General features: G+C 40.0%; 24 protein-coding genes and 1 riboswitch. Of the genes, 6 read left to right on the top strand and 18 right to left on the bottom strand.

From position 1 onward, the window contains the following. Nucleotides 1–10: 10 nt before the first annotated feature. Together bshB2 and LCL91_RS04195 are read right to left on the bottom strand one after the other, a co-directional pair. Nucleotides 11–676: a bacillithiol biosynthesis deacetylase BshB2 gene (gene bshB2 / locus LCL91_RS04200; protein WP_224880228.1), complete on the bottom strand. Its 666-nt coding sequence runs from the start codon at nt 674–676 to the stop codon at nt 11–13. A 13-nt stretch (nt 677–689) separates the two neighbouring features. Then, complete coding sequence (locus LCL91_RS04195) at nt 690–1,031, bottom strand: YojF family protein (RefSeq protein ID WP_224880226.1); 342 nt, start codon at nt 1,029–1,031, stop codon at nt 690–692. Between the two features lie 176 nt (nt 1,032–1,207). Between LCL91_RS04195 and LCL91_RS04190 the strand changes: the two genes are divergently transcribed. Both LCL91_RS04190 and LCL91_RS04185 read left to right on the top strand, forming a co-directional pair. Next, on the top strand, nt 1,208–2,113 hold the full coding sequence (locus LCL91_RS04190; protein WP_224880224.1) for an ATP-binding protein: 906 nt from the start codon (nt 1,208–1,210) through the stop codon (nt 2,111–2,113). Next, nucleotides 2,114–3,997, top strand: coding sequence for a vWA domain-containing protein (locus LCL91_RS04185; RefSeq protein WP_224880222.1), 1,884 nt, complete (start codon nt 2,114–2,116; stop codon nt 3,995–3,997). Nucleotides 3,998–4,082: 85 nt separating this feature from the next. Here LCL91_RS04185 and LCL91_RS04180 read toward each other — a convergent pair whose 3' ends face one another. From LCL91_RS04180 to LCL91_RS04165, 4 genes are all read right to left on the bottom strand, one after another. Continuing rightward, on the bottom strand, nt 4,083–5,129 hold the full coding sequence (locus tag LCL91_RS04180) for a serine hydrolase domain-containing protein (RefSeq protein ID WP_224880220.1): 1,047 nt from the start codon (nt 5,127–5,129) through the stop codon (nt 4,083–4,085). 91 nt (nt 5,130–5,220) lie between these two features. Next, nucleotides 5,221–5,802 (bottom strand): DUF4256 domain-containing protein, encoded by a 582-nt coding sequence (locus LCL91_RS04175; RefSeq protein ID WP_224880218.1) that lies wholly within the window; start codon nt 5,800–5,802, stop codon nt 5,221–5,223. A 12-nt stretch (nt 5,803–5,814) separates the two neighbouring features. After that, entirely contained in the window at nt 5,815–6,315 is a 501-nt protein-coding gene (locus LCL91_RS04170; RefSeq protein ID WP_224880216.1) for a mismatch-specific DNA-glycosylase, read from the bottom strand. A 6-nt stretch (nt 6,316–6,321) separates the two neighbouring features. Continuing rightward, nucleotides 6,322–7,098 carry a class I SAM-dependent methyltransferase gene (locus tag LCL91_RS04165; protein WP_224880214.1) on the bottom strand — a complete coding sequence of 259 codons (777 nt, stop codon included), beginning with the start codon at nt 7,096–7,098 and terminating at the stop codon, nt 6,322–6,324. 277 nt (nt 7,099–7,375) lie between these two features. Here LCL91_RS04165 and LCL91_RS04160 point away from each other — a divergent pair, with 277 nt between their 5' ends. Then, entirely contained in the window at nt 7,376–8,599 is a 1,224-nt protein-coding gene (locus tag LCL91_RS04160; RefSeq protein WP_224880213.1) for a dicarboxylate/amino acid:cation symporter, read from the top strand. Between the two features lie 89 nt (nt 8,600–8,688). On the opposite strand, the gene LCL91_RS04155 is transcribed toward LCL91_RS04160, so the two are convergent. Both LCL91_RS04155 and LCL91_RS04150 read right to left on the bottom strand, forming a co-directional pair. Next, on the bottom strand, nt 8,689–9,294 hold the full coding sequence (locus LCL91_RS04155; RefSeq protein ID WP_224880211.1) for an alpha/beta hydrolase: 606 nt from the start codon (nt 9,292–9,294) through the stop codon (nt 8,689–8,691). Next, a complete protein-coding gene (locus LCL91_RS04150; RefSeq protein ID WP_224880208.1) occupies nt 9,294–10,238 on the bottom strand; it encodes a ring-cleaving dioxygenase in 945 nt (314 codons plus the stop codon). The genes LCL91_RS04155 and LCL91_RS04150 overlap by 1 nt, the downstream gene beginning before the upstream one ends. A gap of 212 nt (nt 10,239–10,450) precedes the next feature. Between LCL91_RS04150 and LCL91_RS04145 the strand changes: the two genes are divergently transcribed. Then, nucleotides 10,451–10,540, top strand: coding sequence for a putative holin-like toxin (locus LCL91_RS04145; RefSeq protein ID WP_224880206.1), 90 nt, complete (start codon nt 10,451–10,453; stop codon nt 10,538–10,540). Nucleotides 10,541–10,579: 39 nt separating this feature from the next. Here LCL91_RS04145 and LCL91_RS04140 read toward each other — a convergent pair whose 3' ends face one another. Both LCL91_RS04140 and gltB read right to left on the bottom strand, forming a co-directional pair. After that, the gene (locus LCL91_RS04140; RefSeq protein ID WP_165995707.1) at nt 10,580–12,064 is read right to left on the bottom strand and encodes a glutamate synthase subunit beta; all 1,485 of its coding nucleotides are present in this window, start codon (nt 12,062–12,064) and stop codon (nt 10,580–10,582) included. Between the two features lie 14 nt (nt 12,065–12,078). Next, nucleotides 12,079–16,668, bottom strand: coding sequence for a glutamate synthase large subunit (gene gltB, locus LCL91_RS04135; RefSeq protein ID WP_224880203.1), 4,590 nt, complete (start codon nt 16,666–16,668; stop codon nt 12,079–12,081). Between the two features lie 177 nt (nt 16,669–16,845). Between gltB and LCL91_RS04130 the strand changes: the two genes are divergently transcribed. After that, the gene (locus LCL91_RS04130) at nt 16,846–17,751 is read left to right on the top strand and encodes a LysR family transcriptional regulator (RefSeq protein WP_098443642.1); all 906 of its coding nucleotides are present in this window, start codon (nt 16,846–16,848) and stop codon (nt 17,749–17,751) included. Between the two features lie 86 nt (nt 17,752–17,837). Here the strand turns inward: LCL91_RS04130 and LCL91_RS04125 are convergent, their stop codons facing one another. The 4 genes from LCL91_RS04125 to LCL91_RS04110 form a co-directional block, all read right to left on the bottom strand. Continuing rightward, complete coding sequence (locus LCL91_RS04125; protein ID WP_224880201.1) at nt 17,838–19,250, bottom strand: MFS transporter; 1,413 nt, start codon at nt 19,248–19,250, stop codon at nt 17,838–17,840. A 71-nt stretch (nt 19,251–19,321) separates the two neighbouring features. Beyond that, nucleotides 19,322–19,894 carry an HAD-IA family hydrolase gene (locus LCL91_RS04120; RefSeq protein ID WP_224880200.1) on the bottom strand — a complete coding sequence of 191 codons (573 nt, stop codon included), beginning with the start codon at nt 19,892–19,894 and terminating at the stop codon, nt 19,322–19,324. A gap of 60 nt (nt 19,895–19,954) precedes the next feature. Further along, on the bottom strand, nt 19,955–21,337 hold the full coding sequence (locus LCL91_RS04115) for a glycine--tRNA ligase (RefSeq protein ID WP_224880198.1): 1,383 nt from the start codon (nt 21,335–21,337) through the stop codon (nt 19,955–19,957). A gap of 329 nt (nt 21,338–21,666) precedes the next feature. Continuing rightward, the gene (locus LCL91_RS04110; RefSeq protein WP_224880196.1) at nt 21,667–21,819 is read right to left on the bottom strand and encodes an anti-repressor SinI family protein; all 153 of its coding nucleotides are present in this window, start codon (nt 21,817–21,819) and stop codon (nt 21,667–21,669) included. 24 nt (nt 21,820–21,843) lie between these two features. Next, nucleotides 21,844–21,932, bottom strand: a riboswitch (cyclic di-GMP riboswitch). A 283-nt stretch (nt 21,933–22,215) separates the two neighbouring features. Here LCL91_RS04110 and LCL91_RS04105 point away from each other — a divergent pair. Then, nucleotides 22,216–22,446 carry a hypothetical protein gene (locus tag LCL91_RS04105; RefSeq protein ID WP_224880194.1) on the top strand — a complete coding sequence of 77 codons (231 nt, stop codon included), beginning with the start codon at nt 22,216–22,218 and terminating at the stop codon, nt 22,444–22,446. A gap of 32 nt (nt 22,447–22,478) precedes the next feature. Here the strand turns inward: LCL91_RS04105 and LCL91_RS04100 are convergent, their stop codons facing one another. The 4 genes from LCL91_RS04100 to LCL91_RS04085 form a co-directional block, all read right to left on the bottom strand. Then, nucleotides 22,479–22,793, bottom strand: coding sequence for a thioredoxin family protein (locus LCL91_RS04100; RefSeq protein WP_224880192.1), 315 nt, complete (start codon nt 22,791–22,793; stop codon nt 22,479–22,481). 165 nt (nt 22,794–22,958) lie between these two features. Beyond that, the gene (gene egtB / locus LCL91_RS04095) at nt 22,959–24,245 is read right to left on the bottom strand and encodes an ergothioneine biosynthesis protein EgtB (RefSeq protein ID WP_224880189.1); all 1,287 of its coding nucleotides are present in this window, start codon (nt 24,243–24,245) and stop codon (nt 22,959–22,961) included. A 70-nt stretch (nt 24,246–24,315) separates the two neighbouring features. Next, nucleotides 24,316–24,954 (bottom strand): SGNH/GDSL hydrolase family protein, encoded by a 639-nt coding sequence (locus LCL91_RS04090; protein WP_224880187.1) that lies wholly within the window; start codon nt 24,952–24,954, stop codon nt 24,316–24,318. 246 nt (nt 24,955–25,200) lie between these two features. After that, the gene (locus LCL91_RS04085) at nt 25,201–25,407 is read right to left on the bottom strand and encodes a hypothetical protein (protein ID WP_098443633.1); all 207 of its coding nucleotides are present in this window, start codon (nt 25,405–25,407) and stop codon (nt 25,201–25,203) included. Nucleotides 25,408–25,628 lie beyond the last annotated feature (221 nt).

Raw genomic sequence — 25,628 nt, 5'->3', positions numbered from 1 at the left:
GCTTCAGAACTTATTCATCAAATGGGTAGATCCAGAAGGATTCTTGCTTAATGAACGACATCATTTCGGAGTTAGGATCCATAGAGCCGTCTTCAAGTCTCGCCACCATAGCCTCTGTTTGGGAACGGTGAGCTTCAATTGTTTTAATCTTCGTTTCTAACACATCCGTTACATCAAATGTTTTATCTGGCTTACCAAGTACTGCTTCGCGATCCGGAGTAATTGGCAATGCATAAACCGTTGGACGGTCTTCTTTCGGCATACGTTTTAACGTCTCAATGACAGCAGCCGAACAGGCATCATGATCGGGATGGATACCGTATTCCGGATAAAATGTAATGATTAACGACGGCTTCAATTCATCAACGAGCTTCGCTATCGTTGAAACTAGCAGTTCAGGATCTTCAAATTCGAGCGTTTTATCACGGAAGCCAAGCATGCGAAGGTCCTTTACCCCCATTGCATTGCAAGCATCCTGCAATTCTTTCTTACGTACTTCTGGAAGGGTTTCTCTTGTTGCAAAGAATGGGTTTCCCATATTACGTCCCATTTCTCCTAGCGTTGCACATGCATAAGTGACAGGCACGCCATCATTTACAAATTTCGTTATTAGCCCTGCAGTTCCGAAAGCTTCATCATCCGGGTGCGGGAAAACAACTAGGACTTGTTTCTCCATCATCGTTACCTCCTTAGTCGAATGGTGTATAACTTAGTTGTACGGCTACAGCTAAACGGCCGCTTGAATCATGACCTGCCATTAACAGGCGACCACCATCCAACTGATAATCCGTTAAGCCTTCCGCATACATCCAGCCGTCATTTAATTTAAACCCAACGCGAAATGGACCGCTACCAGCCATTTTTACATTGGTAAATTTAATTGAGCCGTTTCTTATGTAAGCTCCAACCGCAAGCTTTTCTTTATCTTGAGCAGCATAGGCTCCACTCGTCGTTTCTAAGTGTAAATACAGCTCTTTGTTTTCAAATGTTTCAAGAATTTCTTGTACTTTTTCTATTTGAATAGGCTTCATTTCTTATGCCCCCTTCTTTCATAGGCCTACTTGCTAGAACTAGTATAGCTCATCTATTACGCTCGGTAAAATGATTGACGTTGACATTCCAACGACTTTCATTAGACAGAGACTGTTTTTTTCCGTTATAGTTAACTTTTGAATAGATGTGAATTCGAAACTCGGAGGTATGACAGATGCAATTATATGAAACGTTTGATATTCCAGATAAAATACAGAATCGTATTGAAGACCGACGCGATGCAAATACAAACCCAGATCACTACCTAATTGGTTCAAAAGGATACACAGCACCAGACATGTCAATTGTAAAAGATGCCGTAACAGCTCTAATTCTTGGGAAGAATGTTTTGCTAAAAGGACCAACAGGAGCTGGTAAAACAAAACTAGCCGAATTAATTAGCTATTTCTTTAACCAACCTATGTATTCAATTAACTGTTCCGTTGATTTAGATGCTGAAGCGCTTCTAGGTTACAAAACGCTAAGTTATGACGAACAAAACAATGCGCATATTACATTTGTTCCTGGGCCAGTGGAAAATGCGATGAAAAACGGTGAACTTCTCTATATTGATGAAATAAATACAGCGAAAGCAGAAACACTTCCTATTCTAAATGGTGTTCTTGACTATCGACGCATGGTGCTCAACCCTTTCACTGGAGAAACGGTTCGTGCAAAAGAGAACTTTGGTGTTATTGCTGCGATTAATGAAGGATATATTGGAACAGCACCGTTAAATGAGGCATTAAAAAATCGCTTTATCGTAATAGAAGTGCCTTACTTACAAGGGGAAGCTTTAAAAGAAATGTTAAGTGAACAGTCGCTTCTAGACGACTCAGATCAGCTTGATCAGTTTGTGACACTATCTGCTGACCTTCAATCAAAAGTAAGAGATGGCCAGATTTCAGAAGAAGCCGCCTCTCCTCGTTCACTCTTAGATGCGTGTGACTTAACAACATTTATGGAAGCGAGACGTGCGATTAAACGCGCGATTACAGATAAGCTTGAAGATGAGCGTGAAAAAGCGGCAGTGGAAAACATCGCAGAAACGATTTTTGGACGTTATCAGGAGAAAGCATAAATGAAGTTTCTAAACTTTGCTGAGAATCAGACTGATCCTTTTCTTCATCTAAGTTTATCTGATCTCGCTGAAACACTGAGTCACATAGAGAGTGAAGTTCAGTTCGCTTTCCATTCTTATTACAGACCAGCTGAAAAGTTGATTACGGTCAGTCATTATTGGAATGATATTTTTGATGGCACACAATTTGATGGCATGAAAAGTGATATCTACCTTCGTGCACTTGGTAATGTTCATTATACAAATTTCAATGAAGTAGATCGTTATCTCTCTACTCTTAAAAACCAATCACATCCTCTTTTTCGTAAACAGTTGTTTGCGTTATTAGAAGATGTCAGACTTGAGAAGATTTGTATGAATGTCCGTCCTGGAATGAGTGCTGCTTTTGATACAAGACGAACGCTATTTCAAAAGCGTTTCCGTGGACGTTTGGACGTTCATAATCGTCAGAACCAGCTGCTTGATGCTTTATTTTGCGCCATCTACCTCCAAGCGATCGGTAAACCAGTTGCTCTCGGAAATGACCTAGCAGAATATAAGCCCTATTTGCGCCATTTAATTATGGAGATTTCTAAAGCGAGTTCAACAAAAGCCGTCGTTACGCTCACAAACGCTTTTTGTCAGGAACTAAATGATGATCATTTCGATATGTCAACAGAATATTTAACGATGTATGGGACATCCGCAAATCCCTCGGTAGTAGTAGAGGATGAAGAAGCTCGTCAGTTGAAAAGTGACGATACTATGGAAACGACGGATAAAGAAGATAAAGAAACGTATGATGAAGAAATGAATACGTGGCATGAAGAACAGGAACAAGAAGGCTCCAATTTCCTTCAATTTGACCTGGAAGAAGGGGCAAAATCCGACCTCATCGGTGAAGGAGAACGAAAAGAAGAATCCGGTGATCAAGCCTTTGTCAGTGTGCAAGGTGCTTCAAAGCAATCAGAAGGCAGTCAGTTTGATGAAGAAGCTCTTCTTGAAAGCCATGATACAAAAGCTGTCGCAGGAGCGCAGGATCCCCTAGGGGAAGCGAATCGAAACGTGAAGGAAGTCATTCGTCAAGCCGACAAACCTACTTCTGAAGAGCGATCGAATTATCGAACTGCGAAAGCTGAAATTCAATATGCTGAAAAGTCACTTCGCTCTGCGATCCAAAAAACGATCGAGCAAAAACAAATTGCCCCAAGAAGTGATCTTCATTTTGGTCGATTGAATCGCAAGCTCCTTAGGATATTAACAGACGAAAATCCTCGTCTCTTTTATAAAAAGAATGCGCCTAGTACAGAGCTAGATGTCACCTTCTCGTTACTTGTCGATTGTTCGGCATCCATGTACGATAAAATGGAAGAAACACGCCTTGGGATTACACTTTTCCACGAGACGTTAAAAGGACTCAACATTAAACACTCGATCACTGGCTTCTATGAAGATGCTTTCGATGCAGATGATGAAGAACAGCCAAATACCCTTTTCAAAATCGTCGACTATAATCGCTCCACTCAACCTAATGAAGGTGCAAAAATTATGCAATTGGAGCCTGAAGAAGACAATCGGGATGGTTACGCGATTCGAAAAGCTGCTGAAGAACTAGCTGAACGAAATGAAAAACATAAAATCTTACTCGTCTTTACAGATGGAGAGCCTTCTGCTTACGATTATAGTGAAAATGGCATCATCGATACACATGAAGCCGTTATTCAGACACGAAAAAAAGGCTATGAAGTAATCGGTGTCTTTTTATCAAATGGAGAACCACAAGAAAAAGAAAAAAATACGATGCGAAATATATACGGGACACAAAGTCTTGTCATTCCTTCCGCAAATGAAATACCCGCGTATTTAACACCATTGTTAAAGCGGTTATTGCTACGATTTGTATAATAAAAACGATCCTGATCTTGTCGAGCAAGCAGGATCGTTTTTCATTCACAGTTAAAGACTTATGACTAAATAGTCCACCCTTGTCCTAACTATTATCGAGTGTAAGTGATCGAATGATGTCCCCTATAATGCCTTCATCTTGATGTACACCTAAATCTGTATTTGTCATTATGATTACTCCATTTTCTAATTTGGGGTACAGTGCCATCATACATTGAAAACCAACTCCCCATCCAAGAGAAAAGACTTTGAAATGTTTACCTGAGCGTTCTAGAAATACACCTAATCCTGTCCACTCTCTATCACCATACGAACTGATTATCTTCATGGCACTACTTGCAGATAGTCCTATTTTGCTTTCATTTTTCATAGACTTCAAGAAATCCATCATAAACAAAGATAAATCTGTGGGTGTGGTCCAAAGACCAGATGCAGCTGCATATGGATAAATCATATCGTTTTCTTTAACTTTTTCACCCGTTTTATGATGACCAGAAGCAATTTCTCCACTAAAGGCTGTTAACCTGGTGAAATCTGTGGTGCTACGATTCATGTTTAATGGTTTAAAAATGAAGTCGTTCATAACTTCATGAAAATTCATACCCGTCACATCTTCTACTATTTGTTCAATGATACAAAATCCAGCATCAGAATACTGAAAGTCACTGCCAGGTTTGTAGGTTACCTGAATAGGTTCTTTACAATAGACTGTTTTTCCTTTCAGAAGTTCCACCATGGATGGAGGATCCGTATCAATTTGATCAAGCTGACCAAAACTATCAATAGGGTCTACTATTCCTGATTGATGACTAAGTAAGTAACGAAGCGTCACCTTGTGATTCATAAATAGTTTGTTTGAAAGCTTCCAGGAAGTTAGAAATTCATTGACATCTCTATCTAAATCAAGATTTCCTTTTTCCACTAAAGTCATTACAAGTACTGACGTAAGAAACTTACTAACAGAACACGCATTAAAAAGTGAAGAAGTTTCTACCCTCTTAGTTGAATGTGCTTCTAATAAACCAAAACATTCCGTATGACTTATTTTGCAGTGGTTCACAACAGCTAAACTTATACCAATTACGTTATGAGTTGCCATGCGTTCCTGTATAAAAAAAGTCCCCAGCTTCATCTTATCCTCCGTTCAAGTTAACCTCACAATAGCGCTTACATTACAATTAAGCTGAAATTGATAGAAGGGGTTTACTAAATCCAAATCATTATTACACCTTTAGTGAGCAGCGAAACCCTCTGGCAGCATAATAAGATTCTGCACCATTGTGATAAACAAACACACGACCGTAGCGACGATCACAAAAAAGCGCACCGCCGAGTTCTCTCACATCAGCGGGAGTTTGCACCCAGCTCGACGTTTTCACATCGAAATTCCCAAGCGTTTGCAATTCGCGGTACTGCTCTTCAGTTAATAGCTCAGCACCCATGGACGTTACCATGTCCATAACGTTGTTCTCAGGTTTAAATTTTTTTCTGGACTCTAAAGCTTTTCGATCGTAACAAACACTTCTGCGGCCTTTAGGACTCTCAGCCGAACAATCATAAAAAATGTATTCGTCACTTTCTTTAAGGTAACCTACAACATCTGGCTCTCCTTCTGTCATTTCCATTTCATTTAGAGTCCATATTTTATCAGGATTTTCCTCAAGCTTTAGTCGCACACCTGCCCATTCAAGATCATTATGACGCTGCATATTTTTTTCAAAGCGGTCTTTTAATTTGCGAAGTAATTCTTCCTTATGTTCAGGTTGCAAAATTTTTCTCTCAGTACTCTTATTTCTATCCGACATACCCAGTCCCTCCTAATTGACCTTATCCACTTTTAATTCACTATAAATACCAATTAATTCTTTAAGAGACATCCTAACTAATCCGCTTGTAGATGGTGCAACAAAATCGCGAACACCATCCACTTGATTAATCGGTTGAAATCCCCAATCAACCTTTTTTATCCCAGATAATTTCTGATATACTCCTTTCCCGACATAGCAGTTTACTAATGGCATATATCCGTTGATTTTTTTCATAAGGTTTTTTCTTCCCTGGACATAATCTTCAATAGTTAAGTCACTCGCTCCTCTTGTAGGACGATCAACGATATTCGTTAATCCATACCCATATTCGAGAAGTCTATGATCTTCTTCTGGTGAGAGCTTCCGGTCAGTCAGTCCCGCTTCATATAATACAGCGAAAAAACGATTTGTAGGATTTGCATAGTGATGGCCTACTTCTTCTGATTGAAGCCCAGGATTGAAACCGATAAACAGGATTTTCAAATTATAATCTAGGTGATCTGGTAACAAATTGCTTCACCCCCTACATTCAAGGATTCCGTAATGAAACTTGGATGTTCTTCGAATCTGCTGTTGAAAGCCAAACTTTTGAAACTGTGAACTTTTCCACGAATCTTTTAAAACAACTCTTATACGAGCAATTCGTTTTGCTTCTTTTATCATTTCCTCAGATAGCGCATCGTACAGGGCAATCTTTTTCATTTCTAGTAACCCATCAGATTCTAGTATGGTATCTTCAAACATTGGGTCAAAATAAACCACATCTACTGAATCATCAGGTAAATTCGGTAAAACTGCTTCATACCGCTTCCCTATCACGACTACTCTCCTCATAGCGTTATCGATCTTTGCCTCGCCACTTTGCCAATTTTTAAGTCCCTCTTGAAGTATAAGAGCATGGTCTGAGCCTTCGATTGCTTGAACACTTCCATCTTTTCCTACTACAAGGCTCGCAACGATGCTGTCAGCTCCCAGACCCGCAGTACAGTCTAACATACTCATACCTTTATTAAGTCCGCTCGCCTGAATGAACGCATCGCTACGTCCTCGTAAGAGAGCTTTCGTACGAAACATGGCTGTATTCGGATGGAAGAAAACAGGCTTTTCTGCCTGATCTTTATATAGAAAAAGGCGATCAAATCCAACAACTATAAGTGGTTCATCACATAAATTCATAAGTTGGCTAATCGATCGTTTTTCCCTTGGTATGTATGTGCCTTTGTGTAAGCGGCTCAGTCTTTTCGCTTCTCTCACTAGCGCTTCAGTTGGTCTACCTGCAGTTGTAAAAATCATTCTTCTAAACTCCTTCTAATTCCTTCTTAGTTAGTATACCACGTGCCTTCAAAAGCAAATAATAGAAGAATAGCTTATCCCCAAAATACTATTCTAAAAAAATATAACAAGAAAATATAAATATCTTAAAAAGCGATTTAAAAATCAAGTAAAATCTAAATATCCAATGATAAATAACCTTTTATAAATATATTTTATTTTAAAAGGAAATATAATCTCTAAACAATTTCCTATCTAGCTGTTATACTAATAACACTATTTAATAAGAGGTGTAACCATGCAGGTAATGTGGCAATTGTATAAAGATTCTTCTTTCGTATTAAAAATGACTCTAGGCTTTCTATTAGGTATAGGAGCAGGTATTCTTTTTGGACCAAGTATTGAAATTATTAAACCACTTGGCACCATTTTGATCAACTTGCTTAACCTTGTCGCAATTCCAGTCATTTTCTTAACAGTAGTGCTCGCAATTAATCAAATGAATCCGAAACACCTTGGTCGGCTTGGCGGCAAGCTGCTCGTGTATTACGGATTAACGACAGCCGCGGCTGTATTAATAGGGGTCACAATCGCTTTATGGGTTAACCCCGGTTCTGGCTTAACCCTTCCGGATGCTAAAGTAGAAAAGCCAGATACACCAGGATTTTCTGATGTACTTCTTAACATTGTGCCTAGTAACCTTTTTGAAACTTTTTCTTCTGGCCAGCTAATGGGCATTCTCTTTCTCGCTGTGATCATCGGATTAACGATGGGAAAAATGCGTTATTCCGACAAAAAAGATCTGCGGGAATCAGGTGAAAGGCTCCATCGTCTTTTCTCATCTGCAAATGACTTGTTCTTCTTGCTATTACAGGGAATTTTGCTTTATGCACCAATTGGTATTTTTGCGATCAGCGCAACATCGTTCGGTAATCAAGGCTTTCGAACCTTCCAGTCACTCATTGCTTTTACAGGGGTGTTTTACTTAGGTGTTCTATTGTTATGGGCACTGATTTATACTTCTTTTCTAAAATACTCAAAGTTGAGTATTCGACACTTCTTCTCTCAAACGAAGGATGCTTATCTTACAGCCTTTTTCACATCAAGTAGTATCGCTTCTCTTCCGATAGCCATTGACTCTGCAAAAAAAGCTGGTATTTCAGAGCGAGTTGTGAACTTTTCTTTACCGATTGGAGCCGTGTTTAACTCTGATGGAGGGGCATTAAGAATGGGAGCCTCGATTGTATTTGCTGCAAATGTAACAGGGTTAAACTTCTCGATTATGGATTATGTGATCATCGTTGCGATTGGCACTCTTTTATCTATAGGAACAGCGGGCATTCCAGCTGCTGGCTTAGTGACACTATCAGCTGTTTTAACGATGTTTAATTTACCATTAGAAATCGTCGCTCTCATCGCAGGTGTTGACGTACTAATCGGTATGGCTGGCACAGCTTCAAACGTACTAGGAGACATTATCGGAGCTGCCGTAATCGATCGCGATGAAAAGAAAAGTACTTAAACTGGTATACAAAAAAAGCAAGCAACAAAGTTATGCGACTTTGATGCTTGCTTTTTTATTATTGAGGATATGTTAAAGCACTCTTTCCGCTATTTAAAATGCTTATGAAACCAATCTGCCGCTGTTTCAGCTTCAGACCTTGTTAATTGATGTCCAGCGCTTTCCCAATGGACCTCTACATCCGCCCCAGCATGAGAAAGCATTTCATAAAGTTCTTTCGTTTCCTCAGGAGAGCAAATCGGATCATTCTCTCCTGCGCCTATGAAGATAGGCTTTCCAGAAAGATTAGGTAGCTTCAGATTTCGCAGTGGCACCATCGGGTGATGAAGAATAGCGCCTTTAAGTGCATTTGGGTCATGGAAAAGCAAACTTCCGGCTATGTTAGCACCATTTGAATAGCCTATGGCAATAACATGATTACGATCGAAGTTATAAATTTTTGCGGATTCATCAATGAAAGCATTTAACTCATGCGTTCTCTCAATTAAATCTGCCTCATCAAAAACACCCTCTGCTAATCGTTTAAAAAACCGCGGCATTCCATTTTCTGAAACATTTCCTCTCACACTTAGAATTGAGTGCTCTGGCGCAACAAGCTCAGCTAGAGGAACCAAATCTTCTTCTGTTCCCCCCGTTCCATGAAGTAAGAGTAATACGGGAAGATCTTTTTTTTCTTGTTTGAAAATGTGTTTCACTATTTGTCACCCTCAAGCACTCTTGCATTTGCAGGCTCTAAAACACGTTCAATCTCAGGACGCTTTTCCTCAAGCCATGGTGGTAGAAGAAGCTTTTTCCCCATTTCATCAGGGTCTTCATCTTTTGCAAATCCTGGAGGATCTGTTGCAATTTCAAAAAGTATTCCGCCTTCTTCTCTAAAGTAGATGGCATTAAAATATTGACGGTCAACGACTGGTGTAGGACCATACTCTTTTTCATCGAGTAAATTTCTCCATTCCTCATGATCATTGAAGTCATTTGCACGGAATGCAATATGGTGGACTGTTCCTGACCCCATTCTTCCAGAAACCATTGGTGTTTTCTTAACATCGATCGTATTACCAATAGAAGCACTTGATTTGAACCGAACGAAATCCTCTTCTTCCGCAACACGGATAAAACCGAGAACTTCTTCAAGAACCGTCATAGTTGAATTTGGTTTTCCTGTTAATAGCGTTGCACCAGCAAATCCTTTGATTGCATGTTTCGTACTAACACCGCCAAAACTCCAAGTATTAGGTTCACCTTCTTCTCGTTCAACAAGCTCTAGATGCAAACCATGAGGATCATCAAAAGCAAGAACCTTCTCACCAAAGCGAGTCATCTCACCGTTTTCTACATTTAACTTGTCCAGGCGTTTTTTCCAGAATGGTAGGCTACCTGTTGGAACTACGAAGCTTGTTACGCCAACTTGACCAGAACCGATTTCACCATCATGAGCGTTCGACCACGGGAAAAACGTCATAATTGTACCTGGTGCTCCTTCTTCGTTTCCGAAGTAAAGGTGATACGTTCCTGGGTCATCAAAATTCACTGTTTTTTTAACAAGGCGTAGCCCCAAAACCCCGCTATAAAAGTCGACATTTTCCTGAGGGTTTCCTACAATTGCTGTAATATGGTGTATTCCTGTTGTGTGCTTCATAAGTTATAAGTCTCCTTTTCATTGTTACATCCATTTTAGAAGGTTCCCGCATTGCAATTATCTTAATCATCTAATTTATAAATGATAAATATCTTTAATTCGAGATATTTGATTTAAGTGTATTTGATTCCAGACATTCTGTCAAATACTTCGCTTTTTTGCGTATAGGACAACCCCTGTAAGTGACATTCTATTTGTAAAGGAGTGATGTGATGCTTAGCGTATTTGAGGCCCTATCGTTAATGGTCAGCTTTTCCGCTCTTGTGCTCGCCATCATCCACACGAAAGATCGTTCTTCGTAACAAACCGAAAAGCACTCCGTTGGAGTGCTTTTCTTGTTATTAAGGCATAACCGTTTTGTTCATTAAATAGCGATCCGTCTCACGAGCTACACCGCGTCCTTCATTAATTGCCCATACGATAAGGCTCTGTCCTCTACGAACATCACCCGCTGCAAACACACCGTCTACATTTGTACGATAATCTTCAAATTCTGCCTTCGCTCGTTTACGGTTATCTTGATCGACTTCAAAATGCTCAAGAACACCTTCCTCAGGTCCAGTGAAGCCAATTGCAATTAAGACAAGTTCAACTGGCCAAACTTGTTCTGTTCCAGGAAGTTCTTTCATGAACACATTCCCTCTTTTATCAACATGTTTCTCGATCGTAACCGTGTGTAGCTCTTTTACTTGACCATTCTCATCACCAACGAATTTTTTCGTCATGATGGAATATTGACGAGGGTCTTCACCGTACTCTGCTTGAGCCTCTTCATAAGCATAATCAAGAGTAAAAACTTTCGGGAATTCTGGCCAAGGGTTATCGATCATTCGATCAGCTGTTAGCTGTGGATGTTTACCAAATTGGTGGACACTTTTGCATCCGTGTCGAAGTGCTGTAGCAACACAGTCCGCCCCTGTATCTCCACCACCAATTACAATCACATTTTTTCCTTCTGCTGAAACATACTTCTTATCTTGAAGCTCAGAATCTAACAAACTCTTTGTATTTTGCTTTAAGTAATCCATTGCATAATGGATTCCTCCAAGCTTACGTCCTTCAATTGGAAGGTCACGGTGCTTTTGAGCTCCCGTACAAAGAATCACCGCGTCATGTTCATCACGAAGCTCAGCTTGTGTCACGTCTTTACCAATTTCCGTATTCGTAACAAAGGTTACGCCTTCATCAGCAAGAAGTTTTACACGGCGCTCTACCAACTCTTTATCTAGCTTCATGTTAGGAATGCCGTACATCAATAAACCGCCAATACGATCATCACGTTCATATACTGTAACGGAGTGTCCTGCTTTATTCAGCTGATCAGCGGCAGCTAAGCCTGCGGGACCTGATCCTACGATGGCAATCTTTTTCCCAGTACGATTTTTAGGAGGCTGAGGTGTCATCCATCCTTCTGCAAAACCGCGGTCAATAATTTCTTTTTCAATGCTTTTAATCGCAACTGCATCGTCAGGAATCGCTGCTACGCAGGCACCTTCGCATGGCGCAGGACATACCCTGCCAGTGAATTCTGGAAAATTATTTGTTTTAAGTAGGCGATCTAGCGCATCTTTCCATTTCCCTTGATAAACAAGATGATTCCATTCTGGAATCAGGTTATAAAGTGGACAACCTGATGCACTCCCATTTAATTCGATACCTGAGTGGCAGAAGGGCGTGCCGCAATCCATGCAGCGTGCCCCCTGCGTTTTCAAGTTTTCTTCAGATTGAGGGAGTTGGTATTCTCCCCAATCTTTCAGTCGTGTTGATAGATCTCTTTCACGTGCTTTTTCTCTAGGATAGTCTAAAAATCCTGTTGGCTTACCCAATCGAATACCTCCCCTTATACCGGCTCCAGATCACTTTTACGTGGCTTTACTTCACCGTTCTTTGCCTGTTGGAACACTTCATATGCTGCGTCATCGTCTTTATAGCCTTGTTCTTTAAGCTCTTCTAATGATTCTGTAATTCTCTTAAATTCTTTAGGAATGATCTTCACGATCTTCCCTACAACTTCATTCCAGTTTTGAATAAAACGAATGGCTTTTGGACTATCAGTAAAGTAAGCATGCTGTTGAATCATATGCTTTACTTCAAGAATTTCTTCATAGTTGCTCAATGTTTCAACATGGACCATTTCAGCATTCACATTGCGTTTAAATGCTTCTTGATCATCTGATAGAACGTATGCAATTCCTCCAGACATACCGGCTGCAAAGTTCTTTCCAGTCTCACCAAGCACAACGACACGGCCACCCGTCATGTATTCACATCCATTGTCGCCAATTCCTTCTACAACCGCTTTAGCACCACTGTTTCTTACACAGAAACGTTCTCCTGCAAGCCCACTGATATAGGCTTCACCTGAAGTTGCTCCATAAAAAGCAACGTTTCCTACGATTGTATTTTCGTCTCTAGCAAACCCTGCTTTAGCGGAAGGATGAATAATGAGTTTCCCGCCTGATAATCCTTTTCCAACATAGTCGTTTGCATCGCCTTCTAACTGCATTGTCACCCCGTTAGGGACGAATGCTCCGAAACTTTGACCAGCAGACCCTTTAAAATGCAGGCGAATCATGTCTTCTGGAAGTCCATCAGCACCATATCGCTTCGTAATCTCATGTCCTAATAGCGCACCAGCAACGCGGTTTGTATTGCGAATAACGTAAGAGCCTTCAAAAGGTTTTTGCTCTTCAAGCGCTCCAAGTGCTGCAGGGATGATTGACGTATTATCAAGCGCAGCATCTAGTTTATGATCCTGCTGTCGCTGGTTGAATCTACCGACTTCATCGGATACATGCGGCTGATAAAGAAGCGGTTTAAGATCAAGATATCTTGCTTTCCAATGGTCTTTTGTACGACGACTTACTTTCAGTACATCGGTACGACCAATCATTTCTTCAATTGTTCTAAAGCCAAGTTCAGCCATGATTTCTCGCACTTCTTGAGCAATAAACTGCATATAATTAACCACATGATCGGGGTTACCCATAAATTTCTTGCGAAGTTCAGGATTTTGAGTTGCTACACCAACTGGACATGTGTCCAAATGACAAGCTCTCATTAAAATACATCCAAGAACAACAAGCGGTGCAGTTGAAAATCCAAATTCTTCAGCGCCAAGAATCGCCGCCATCACTACGTCACGACCGGTCATCATTTTTCCATCCGCTTCAAGAACAACGCGGTCACGAAGATCATTCAAGACGAGCGTTTGATGCGTTTCAGCTAAGCCCAGTTCCCATGGAAGACCCGCGTGTTTAATACTCGTTCGAGGCGATGCTCCTGTTCCACCTTCATATCCGCTAATAAGAATCACATCTGCCAGCCCTTTCGCTACTCCTGCAGCAATCGTACCAACGCCTGCTTTTGAAACGAGCTTTACGTTGATTCGTGCAGATGGATTTGCATTTTTCAAATCATGAATAAGTTGGGCAAGATCCTCAATTGAATAAATATCATGGTGCGGTGGTGGTGAAATCAATCCGACTCCTGGCGTAGAGCCACGAACTTCGGCAATCCAAGGATATACTTTCTTACCAGGTAACTGACCACCCTCGCCCGGCTTAGCGCCTTGAGCCATTTTAATTTGAATTTCATCTGCATTGCTTAAGTAATAGCTTGATACGCCAAAGCGACCAGAAGCGACCTGTTTAATCGCACTTCGACGTAGATCCCCATTTTCATCTGGCGTAAAACGAGAAGGATCTTCTCCACCTTCACCGCTATTGCTTCGTCCTCCAATCCGGTTCATCGCAATTGCGAGAGCTTCGTGAGCCTCACCACTTAGAGCGCCGTAGCTCATTGCGCCCGTCTTAAATCGACGTGTAATGGATTCAACGCTTTCAACCTCATCAATTGAAATGGATTCTTTCGATCCAAAATCAATCGCCTGTCTAAGATAAGTTAAATTCTCTTCAAGCGCCATACCGGAGAATTTTTTATATAATTCATAATTATTACTTCTAGCAGCGTGTTGTAGCGTATGAATTGTTTTCGGATTGAAAGAGTGATGCTCTCCTCCATTCCTCCACTGAAGTTCGCTTCCTGTTTCAAGCGTTAAATCACTATATTCAGAATCATGATAAGCAAAATGATGTCTCATCAACGTCTCTGTCGCAATAATATCGATTGGAATGCCGTCAATTTGCGAAGCGGTACCAGCAAAATAACGATCGATCACTTCGTTGCTTACACCGATTGCTTCGAAGATTTGAGCACCACGATAGCTTTGGATCGTTGAAATACCCATTTTTGACATTACTTTAACGATACCAGTTGTGGCAGCCTCAATGTAGTTCTCAATCGCCTCATCGAACGTAAATCCTTCAATGGTTCCGTCCAAAATCATCTGGTTAATTGAATCGTAAGCGGCATAAGGATAAATAGCGTCAGCCCCATATCCAGTTAGCATGGCAAACTGATGAACATCCCTAGCCTCACCAGTTTCAACAATTAAACTAACCTTCGTACGCGTTTCTCTCTTAATTAAGTGATGATGAAGACCACTTAAAGCAAGTAATGATGGAATTGCTGCTTTATCACGGTTAATTCCTAAATCTGAAAGAACAAGGATGCTTTTACCGTTTTTAATGGCACGATCAGCTTTTCGGAACAGTGCTAGTAAAGCATGTTCCATTTCCGTTTCACCACGAGCTGCATCAAACAGCAAACTTAATGTTTCTGGATGAAAGTCCTCTTCATTCAATGCTTTAATCGCTTCAAAACGACTATCGGTAAGAATCGGTGTTTCAAGTCGAATTCTTCTAGCACTTCCTGGATCCGTTTCAAGCAAGTTGCCCTCTGGTCCAAGCAACGTCATTGTTGAAGTAACCGATTCTTCACGAATGGAATCGATCGGTGGATTCGTAACTTGAGCAAACAGTTGCTTAAAGTAGTTAAACAATAGCTGCGGTCGCTCAGAAAGAACAGCAAGAGGGACATCGTTCCCCATTGATCCAATTGGATCTTTCTTCTCTGTTACCATTGGAGCAATATTCTTAGTTAACTCTTCATATGTGTAACCGAAGGCTCTTTGTGTTTTAATGAGCTCTTTCTCTTCAATTTCTCTCGTTTTACTTGCTTCAGGAGACAAGCTCATTAAATTTTCATCTAACCATTTACGGTACGGTTTGTCTGTTGCGATTTGTGTTTTAATCTCTTCATCATACACAAGTCGTTTTTCTTCAAGATCTAATAGAAGCATTTTGCCAGGGCTTAAGCGGCCTTTTTCCACTATTTTCTCTTCATCAATTTCAATGACACCAACTTCGGATGAAAGAATAAACGTATCGTCGTTTGTGATTACGTAGCGTGCAGGACGCAGTCCATTTCGATCAAGCATCGCTCCAATTTGGCGACCGTTTGTAAACGCGATTGCAGTTGGTCCATCCCATGGTTCCATTAATGTACTATGATACTCGTAGAAAGCTTTTTTAGGATCAAGCATCGTTGCATCACGATCCCACGGTTCAGGGATCATCATCATAGCCGCATGGGGTAGTGATCGGCCTGAAAGATTCAAAAATTCAAGACAGTTATCTAATGATGAAGAATCACTCCCGTTTGGTCGTACGATTGGAGCAATGTCTTTCATGTCGTCTCCAAAGACATCTGACTGAAGAGCACCTTCTCTTGCTCTCATCCAGTTTACATTCCCTCGAAGCGTATTAATCTCTCCATTATGAATAAGGTAACGGTTTGGATGCGCCCGATCCCAACTTGGAAAAGTATTTGTACTGAAACGTGAATGAACCATTGAAAAAGCAGATTTAAAACTTGGATCTTTTAAATCTAAATAAAATTGATCAAGCTGTTCTGGTGTGAGCATTCCTTTATAAACAATCGTATCTTTTGAGAAACTAGCTGCGTAGTACTTTGTCTTTGATAGCTGTGAATCTTGAGATACTTGCTTCTCTGCTTTTTTACGAATGACGTATAATTTACGTTCAAATTCTTCAGCAGAAATATCGCTTTTCTTAATAAAGACCTGTCGAATGACAGGCTGAGCAATACATGCAGCTTCTCCAATTGTTGTTTCATCTACAGGAACGGTTCTCCAGCCAATAAACTCTTGGCCTGCTTCCTCGATTGCTTTTTCAACAATTTGTTTTGCGCGCTGTCTCAGCTGATTATCAACGGGTAGGAACATCATTCCGACACCGTACTCCCCTTTATTTGGAAGGTTAAACCCGGAATTCTTTTGGAAAAATTCGTGTGGAATCTGTAGCATAATGCCCGCACCGTCACCCGTGTCAGGATCGCTTCCCTGCCCTCCGCGGTGATCTAGCTGGCGTAGCATATAGACTCCCTTTTCAATAATGTCATGCGCAGGCACATTATTTATATTGGCGATCAGCCCGATGCCACAAGCGTCATGCTCATGAATTGGATCATATAATCCCTGTTTCTCTGGAAAGTTTGTTCTATCCATATTCCCACTCCTCGCTCTTATCCCAATTCATTATGGTTTCTCGCTTTAACGCCATAACGTCGAAATTGTTTAAATATTCTACACTCATTTTACATTGCTTTAACCAATGCTTCCAATATATAATTTAGATATAATTAATCTATTATTGATATGAATCAAAAGGGAGATTGCTTTTTTATGGAACTTAGGCAGTTATATTATTTTATGGAAGTTGCAAAAAGAGAACATGTTACAGCAGCAGCGACTTCTCTTCACGTTGCTCAATCAGCTGTAAGTCGACAAATTGCCAATCTTGAATCGGAACTTGGCGTACAATTATTTATTCGGGAAGGGAGAAACGTAAAGTTAACTCAAGTTGGACAAATATTTATGGATCACGCCGAGACGGCCATTTCAGAAATTGAACGTGCGAGACAAGCCGTCTACGAATTTCTAAATCCAGACACCGGAACAATCCGCATCGGCTTTCCGAATAGTTTAGCCGCCAAAACGCTACCTACTGTTATATCAGCATTTCGTAAAGAGCATCCAAGCGTTGGATTTCAATTAAGGCAAGGATCTGTGCAAGATCTAACGGACGCTGTCAGCAAAGGAGAGATCGATATTGCGTTCGTATCTCCAGTACCAAAAGATCGAACAGATGTTGAAGGCCACATTTTTTTCACTGAAAAACTACTCGCTCTTTTACCAATCTCACACGAGTTAGCAGATTATCCAATGTTGAGACTAGGACAATTGAAGAATGAACCCTTTGTTCTATTTCGTTCAGGATATGCGCTTCATCATCTAGTTACATCAGCATGTCAGCAGGTTGGTTTTAAACCTCGAATTGCATTTGAAGGGGAAGACATTGATACGATTAAGGGGCTTGTAGCAGCAGGATTAGGTGTAAGTCTCTTACCTGAAATAACACTTTCAGAACAGTTACCTGGTGAAACAGTAAAAATTGAATTATCAGAGCCCAATGTGACAAGGACTGTGGGCGTCATTATTCCTCAAGGAAGAGAACTAGCCCCTTCAGAAAGAAAATTTTTCGAATTTCTTAAACACTTCTATGAAGTTCTTAACAGGTTTGGGCAATAAAAAAAGCCAGATCGAGCATACGTGTTCAGATCTGGCTTTTTGCAAGCTATATTAATGAAGGAAAAATCTAGCGAACCTACCATTTCCTATGAATTATGAACGCTGGAAGACTTGGGAGGCATCTTCAGAAAGACTCCGAGTATAAGACCAATCAAGAAAATAACAGAGGCAGCAAGGTACATATGTTGATAGCCGGATAAAATCACATCTCTGATCGCTTCAGACATTTTACTTCCGTTAAATGTTGCTCCTGACATAGCGATAAAACCAGCAAGAATAACAGGGCCAAGTGAAGTACCTACCGATCTAAACAAACTTACGAGAGATAGAGCTGATCCCGCTTCATGATCAGGTGTTAACTCAAGAATAATATAATTTAAGGGTGTTCCCATAGTGAATCCTATCCCTATACCAGATAGAATCATCCCAAGAGATAGTGTGATCCATCCATCTGCTATATAAACAAAAGAAAGTGAACCAAGAAGACTTAATGAAAAGCCAAGTAATACAACTTGTTTTGCCCCCCACTTGTCGAGAAGTACTCCACCTATAGGAGCAGCAAAACCAGATGCTACTGCCAGAATTGTCATAACGTACCCACCTTGACCTCTGGACAGCAGTAATATGATTTCTGAGAATGAAGGAACAAAAATCATACTAATTATGCCAATACCTGTAATCATTGAAATGAGTAAAGCTAACACGATATTCCGGTCTTTAAAGTAACTTAATTTAAGAATCGGGTCTTTTGCAGCTTTTTCCACTCGAATAAGTGGATAAATAAATACAACACTAATTAGTAAAAGCGGCCAAACCATGAGCGATTGGATCGACTGCGCAAATTCATTTGTATCAAGATTCGTTAATCCCAGTAGAAGACTTATGATAACAAAAGATAATACACCAGCTCCCCCCCAATCAAGTGAAGGTTTTTTTGTCTCTTTTCGATCATCGGGAAGTTTTAAGCCCATTATGATGATAATAAGTGCAATAGGGACGTTAATGAAGAATATCCATCTCCAACTAAACTGAGCAACGAAAAAACCTCCTACATTTGGTCCAAGAATCGTCGCTATTCCAAACATAGCTCCAACAAAACCGAGTGCCATGCCCCGTTTCTCCTTTGGAAAGCTGCTTCCGATTACGGCATTTGCAATAGGGATAATGCCACCACCACCGAGAGCTTGAACCGCTCGACCAACAAGGAGAAAGGAAAGTGACTGACTAAATCCAGCGATTACAGAACCAATGGCAAATAACGTAATACCAGTTAGGAAAATTCGCTTTCTCCCAAATAAATCAGCAAGTTTCCCTACAATTGGCATGCTTACTGCATAGACTAGCGTATAAATCGTTACTACCCAAACCGTCCATTTTAAGTCAATCCCTAGATCTTCTATAAGGGTGGTTAACGCAGGAGATACGATGCCTGAATCAAGAGCACCTAGAAAAACACCTAGCAAAAATGTAATCAATATAAACCGAAGTTTTTTATCCAACAAAAACATCCCCCTTGTGTTGATATGTGTATTATCACATATGAACACAAAGGGGATCAACTACTTGATTATTAATAATTAGAAGGCCAAAGCCTTTCATTTAAATCATGATAATTTGTCACATAAAAATCGGCTCCTGGAGAGTCATTTTGAAAGAGACATGTTTTCATTCCAACTTCTTTTGCAGGAAGAATATCCAGCATACGATCCCCTACTGCAAGGTCCAAATGGTATTGATCATTCAAATAATGGTATGAAGCAGGATCGGGCTTTCGTGGAAAACCATCGTCACCTGCTACGAGATCAGCAAAATAATGTTCCATATCAAAATGCTTTAAAATAGCAATTACTTCAGCACGTGGTTTATGTGTCATGATTACATTTAAATCGGCTTTTTCCAGGATCGTTTTTAATCCTCTAAATGGTGGTTTGTCGTCAGGAGAAAGGGCATTATCCTTTTTACGAAATGCTGTAATCTGCTCCTCAGTTAATTGAAACACTTCTGTTGCGTGATGAAAGGAAACTTTCAACTCTCTTAATATCTCTTCTTCTGATAGCTCAGAGGAGACTAACTGTTTCATCACTTTTGTAAACGCTGGGTATGTATCAAATAATGTCCCATCAAAATCCCAAAGTATTCTCACCTTTCACTCACTCTCCTCATTAGTAAAGAAAAGCCGCTCGTACACGAGCGGCTACTTTAATTAAAATTGTGTTTTTTCTTCAAGAAAGCTTTTCAGTTCTGAAATCGGCATTCTTTTTTGTTCCATTGTATCACGATCACGGATCGTGACTTGCTGATCTTCTACAGAATCAAAATCAAACGTAATCGCGTAAGGTGTACCAATTTCGTCATGGCGACGGTAACGTTTACCGATTGAACCAGCTTCATCATAATCAACCATGAAATATTTAGATAGCTCAGCATGAACGGCACGCGCTTCTTCAGATAGCTTTTTAGAAAGTGGGAAGACAGCTGCTTTAAATGGCGCGATCGCCGGGTGGAAGTGCATCACACTTCTTGATGTGCCATCTTCAAGCTCTTGTTCTTCATATGCTTCAATCAAAAAGGCAAGTGTCACACGATCTGCACCGAGTGAAGGCTCGATACAATATGGTACATACTTTTCACCCGTTTGCTGATCATGATAAGTAAAATCTTCATTTGAGTGTTCCATATGCTGCTTCAGATCGTAATCTGTTCTTGAAGCAACGCCCCAAAGCTCGCCCCAACCAAACGGGAATTTGTACTCGATATCAGTTGTTGCGTTACTATAATGGGAAAGTTCATCTTCTGCATGCTCACGTAGACGAATGCTATCTCCACTCACGCCAAGATTAAGCAACCAGTTTTTGCAATACTCTTTCCAATAGTCATGCCACTCGAGTTCATCACCAGGTTTACAGAAGAATTCGAGCTCCATTTGTTCGAATTCACGAGTCCGGAACGTAAAGTTACCTGGTGTGATTTCGTTTCGGAAGCTTTTTCCGATTTGTGCAATACCAAAAGGTACTTTTTTACGCATAGAACGCTGAACATTTTTAAAGTTAACAAAAATTCCTTGAGCTGTTTCCGGGCGAAGATAAATTTCATTTGTGCTTGATTTCGTTACACCCTGATGTGTTTTAAACATTAAATCGAACTGACGAATTTCTGTAAAGTCTTCACTACCACATTCTGGACATGTAATGTTGTTATTTTTAATTAGACGTTCCATTTCTTCAAATGAAAGGCCGTCTGCAATCATTTCATCTTCCTCTGTCGATAGTGCGTCTTCGATTAACTTGTCAGCACGGTGCCTTGTTTTACAACTTTTGCAATCAATTAATGGATCATTAAAGTTACCTAAGTGACCCGAAGCTTCCCAAGTTTTTGGGTTCATCAATATGGCAGCATCTAGGCCACTATTGTATGGAGATTCTTGAACAAATTTCTTCCACCATGCTCCTTTAATATTGTTTTTTAATTCTACGCCAAGCGGACCATAGTCCCACGTATTTGCGAGTCCTCCGTAAATATCAGACCCTGGAAAAATAAATCCTCTGTGCTTTGATACAGATACGATCTGTTCCATAGAAATTGTCATGTTATTCTCTCCTTTTTTCAATCAATATAAAAAGCTCTCGCTCCATGGACAATAAATGTCCAGGGACGAGAGCTTATGCACCCGCGGTTCCACCCTAGTTGATGCATATCATGCATCCACTTTCAGAACGTAAACTCCAGACCGCCGTTTCATCAGACCTTATTCGGGCTCGCACCATCCCCGAATCGCTTCAATGAGGTTTATCTGATTACTATTTGTCCTTCATAGTTAGTATGGTTATGTATGAGATTGATATGACATATGATACAAAAAATGTTCACCTAAAGTCAAGGATTAAGCCAGAAAAAAACGACCTTACTGGTCGCTCATCATTTATGTACATTCGTGGATGTTGGTTTTTTACCTTGTCTTAGGAATGACCTTACCTCTTCCTTTTGTAACCCAAGCTCCCGGGCAGCCCTCATGAGAATAACCCATTCTTGATCTAGTACTTTCTTAGGCTTAATCTCTGCCATGGTCATTCTTTTCTCCTCCTTATCGGGTTTCCAGGAGGACCAGCCGTCATCGTTGGTGACCCAACATTAGACCTGTGTCTTTGCGTCCCATTCTTTAGAATGGTTTGCCCTTATCTGGAGAATTAAGAAATGACATGCACCGACTATTTTCCTAGAAAACCTACATGTTTTTAAAGAATTTACAAATTTACAATAGAAGTTTGCCGGTATATGTTACTAATATACCAGCTACGCAGAAAAAATTCAAAATATTTTTAAAATAATGTCGTAGTCATATCATTCAACATGCATGAATCATATGATACTCCTATCAACAAAATGAATCTTTCCATCTAAATCGAGTAACTTCTCATTTTTGCAGGTGATTGAAAAAAACTAAAAATACCCTAAAGGATGAGTGTAATGAGACGACATCAAATCGGGACGGCTTGGAGTGGAAAACATGTCGTACTTCTCCACTGTTCACCATTTTCCAATCAAACAACTGTGCTCTACAAAAGTCTTTACGCACCAACTGAGCCCCTCCATCCTTCATGTACCGAAACGCTATGGATTTATCTTAGCATCGGCTACTCAATTGCTTACATTCATTCACTTAACGATGGCTCAGTTGAATATGTACTTACAAAATAAGAGAAGATTGCACATGCAACCTTCTCCTATTATTAAAACTGACTTAGATATTCTTTCACTTGATCGGGATTTTTTGTATTGGCGCTATGCAAGTGACCAATTTTCTTCCCATCTTTATAAACGAGTAAGCTAGGAATACCCATAACATTATTTTCCTCTGTAATTTCAGGAAACTGTTCAATGTCAATTTGAGCCCAGGACTTATCTTGATTAACATTCATGATGTCATCAATAAAAAAATCAAGTCGTTTGCAATCAGGACACCAGTTTGCTTCGTATTTTAGTATGGATACCTCTTTATTGTTAATGAAAGACTGATAAGAATCTGCCGTTTCTATTTTTTTCACATTCATCGCTCCTTCTATCTTTATCTTCAGTGACAATTATATCGAAATAATCTTCTAATGTCTGTAAGGAAGATTACGATATTTCAGCATTAAGAACTTAAAGCTTCAAGAGGTCGAATCCTATCTTATCTAGAAACTCAGTAAATCAGGCTAAAATTCCCCCTGTTATTCCACGTCATCTGCAAGACGAATGCCTGTAAATTGCCAGCGTTTTTCAGGACCAAAGAAATTACGATATGTTGGACGGATATGTGTTTGCGAAGTAACGCATGATCCTCCTCGTAAAATCATTTGGCTACTCATGAATTTGGCATTATATTCACCTAATGCACCCTCAAGAGGTTTATTACCAGGATATGGCATATAAGGACTTTTCGTCCATTCCCATACATCTCCATAAGCTTTTTTAATGTTACCTTCTTCTTCTTTCACTGATGCAACCGGATGATAGTGACCATCCTCTACAAAATTACCAGCGATCGGCTGATCCCTCACTGCAACTTCCCATTCTGATTCTGAAGGTAGGCGCTTCCCAACAAAACTTGCATAGGCTTCAGCTTCGTAATAGCTAACGTGGGTAACGGGCTCTTCTTTATTAATCGGCACTAGTCCATGAAGTGTAAACGTATACCACTTACCGTCTTTTTCGACCCAATGCAATGGCGCTTTCCAATTTTCTTCCTTCACAGTTGCCCAACCATCAGACAGCCAGTAGGCAGCCTGTTCATAGCCTCCAGCATTGATAAATTCCATGTATTCTCCGTTCGTCACCGTTCTTGTCGCTAATTTAAATGGTTCAAGCCATACCTTATGTACTGGTCGCTCATTGTCAAAAGAAAAGCCGTCCTCTTCATCTATCCCCGTTTCAATAAGTCCACCCTCGAATGACACCCATTCTAACGGTGTCGCTTTTGCAGTAGGTTCGTCATCAAGTGGACGGTATACAGGGTACAACGGATTAACGGAGAAATTATATTTAATATCTGTCATTAAAAGTTCTTGGTGCTGTTGTTCATGATTTAGTCCAATTTCAACGAGATCTGCAACTTGATGAAGATGTCCTTCATCGAGTTGTTGAATTAAGTTCACTATTTCTTCATTGATATCCGAACGATAGCTTCTTACTTTATCTATACTTGGTCTACTTAATAATCCCCTTGAATGACGCGGAAAGTAACTTCCAACACTTTCATAGTACGAGTTAAATAAATAGTCAAATTCTTTATGAAAAGACTCATAATTTTCTTTATACTGTTTCAAAATAAACGTTTCAAAAAACCAAGTCGTGTGGGCCATATGCCATTTGGGAGGACTAACATCGGGAATTGATTGGATGGTAAAATCCTCCGTCTCAAGTGGTTCCACTAATGTATTTGTCATTGCGCGTGTTGCCTCAAAGGAATGAAGCAATTGTTCTCGTAATTCGCTTAACTGAATCGATTGTTGTACCATATGTTCCTCCCTAGTATTTCTATAATGTATTAACACAAAAATTTACCCTTGCTTTCAATTAATTAAACATTTATAAAGTAATTCCTGTTTTCATAAGTACATTTGAAATTTCTTTATGTCCATGCGTGTTCGGGTGGATACAATCTGAAGCTAACAATTGCTTTTCTCTCCCTTTAAAAACGGGAAAGACATTAGCCACTCTCACCAACTCTCCAGTGGAACATTTGTCAATATGACGGTTGAACTGCTTTACCCAGTAATCCGAAAAAGGAATAGTAGGAATAGGATTATACAAGTTAACAATTCGTATCATCGCTTTTCCATCTGACTGTTTAAGAGCTTTAGACAAATTGGAGACAATCCAGCTCATATTTTGGCAGCAAAGCTTTAAAGCATCATCCAACACAGTATCTTTTTTCGTTACCGCGTAAGATTCAGCCGCATCGATAAGGTCATTTCCACCGGCTGTTAAAGTTACGATTTCCGTTTGTCCCAGGTCGATCTTCGAGCAAGCAAGCCATTTTTTCACTTCCGACGTCGTCGCTCCATTTTCAGCATAAACACTTACATTCACCTTTTTTCTTATGGAACATTGTAATTCATTTTTATAAAAATCTACAAAAGTTGGAGAAAACAACATGGTCCCCGTTCCTAATGTAATAGAGTCACCGATTGCTGTGTAACCTATTGCAGAATGACAAGCTAACATTGTATCACCTCATTTATTAGATGCTCTACAATATTCACCTCATCCTCCACAGGTGACTAGCATGTCATTTACATATTGTCTAGAGAAATAGACCGATCTCCTTCTACTAAAAAAGGTACATTAAGTTCACCAGCGAGTTTAATCAGCTCTTCCTATGGAAGAAAGCGGCGAATAAAGAGGATGTTTCATATTAAAATCACAAGAAAAGACGCTACCTAAAGTTAGCGTCTTTTCTTGCCCCTCGATCTAATTCGCTGTTTTCCCATCCGAATCTTTTTGATTATCCTTCTTACCTTCTAATTTATCCCACTTAATCGGTCTATTGAGATTCAATTTTTTTTTCAAGTTCAATAAGCAGTTGAAATGACCAACATACCATTTATCGAACTTCACCATATGAATGGTTTCCCAGTCTCTCATCTCCTTCGTACATCCATCACAATGTATTTCCATTGGAAGGCACTTCCTGTCTAAAGTAGTTTTCTTTATTTATATTCAAAAGGATGAAAATGTGATTGGTCATCTGTACGAAAAAACGCATCCATTGGATGCGTTCAGCTTGTAGAGGAACCCTTGGTTCCTCTACAAGCTTTTTTAATGGTTTTGATTTTCCTGTTAGTTGAAATGGTGTTTTGAAGTATATAAGATGAAAAAAACTCTCCTTCACCTAGCTC

The organism is Guptibacillus hwajinpoensis, from assembly GCF_020171785.1.
GTDB lineage: Bacteria > Bacillota > Bacilli > Bacillales > Guptibacillaceae > Guptibacillus > Guptibacillus sedimenti.
This window is presented reverse-complemented; position numbering and strand designations above follow the sequence as displayed.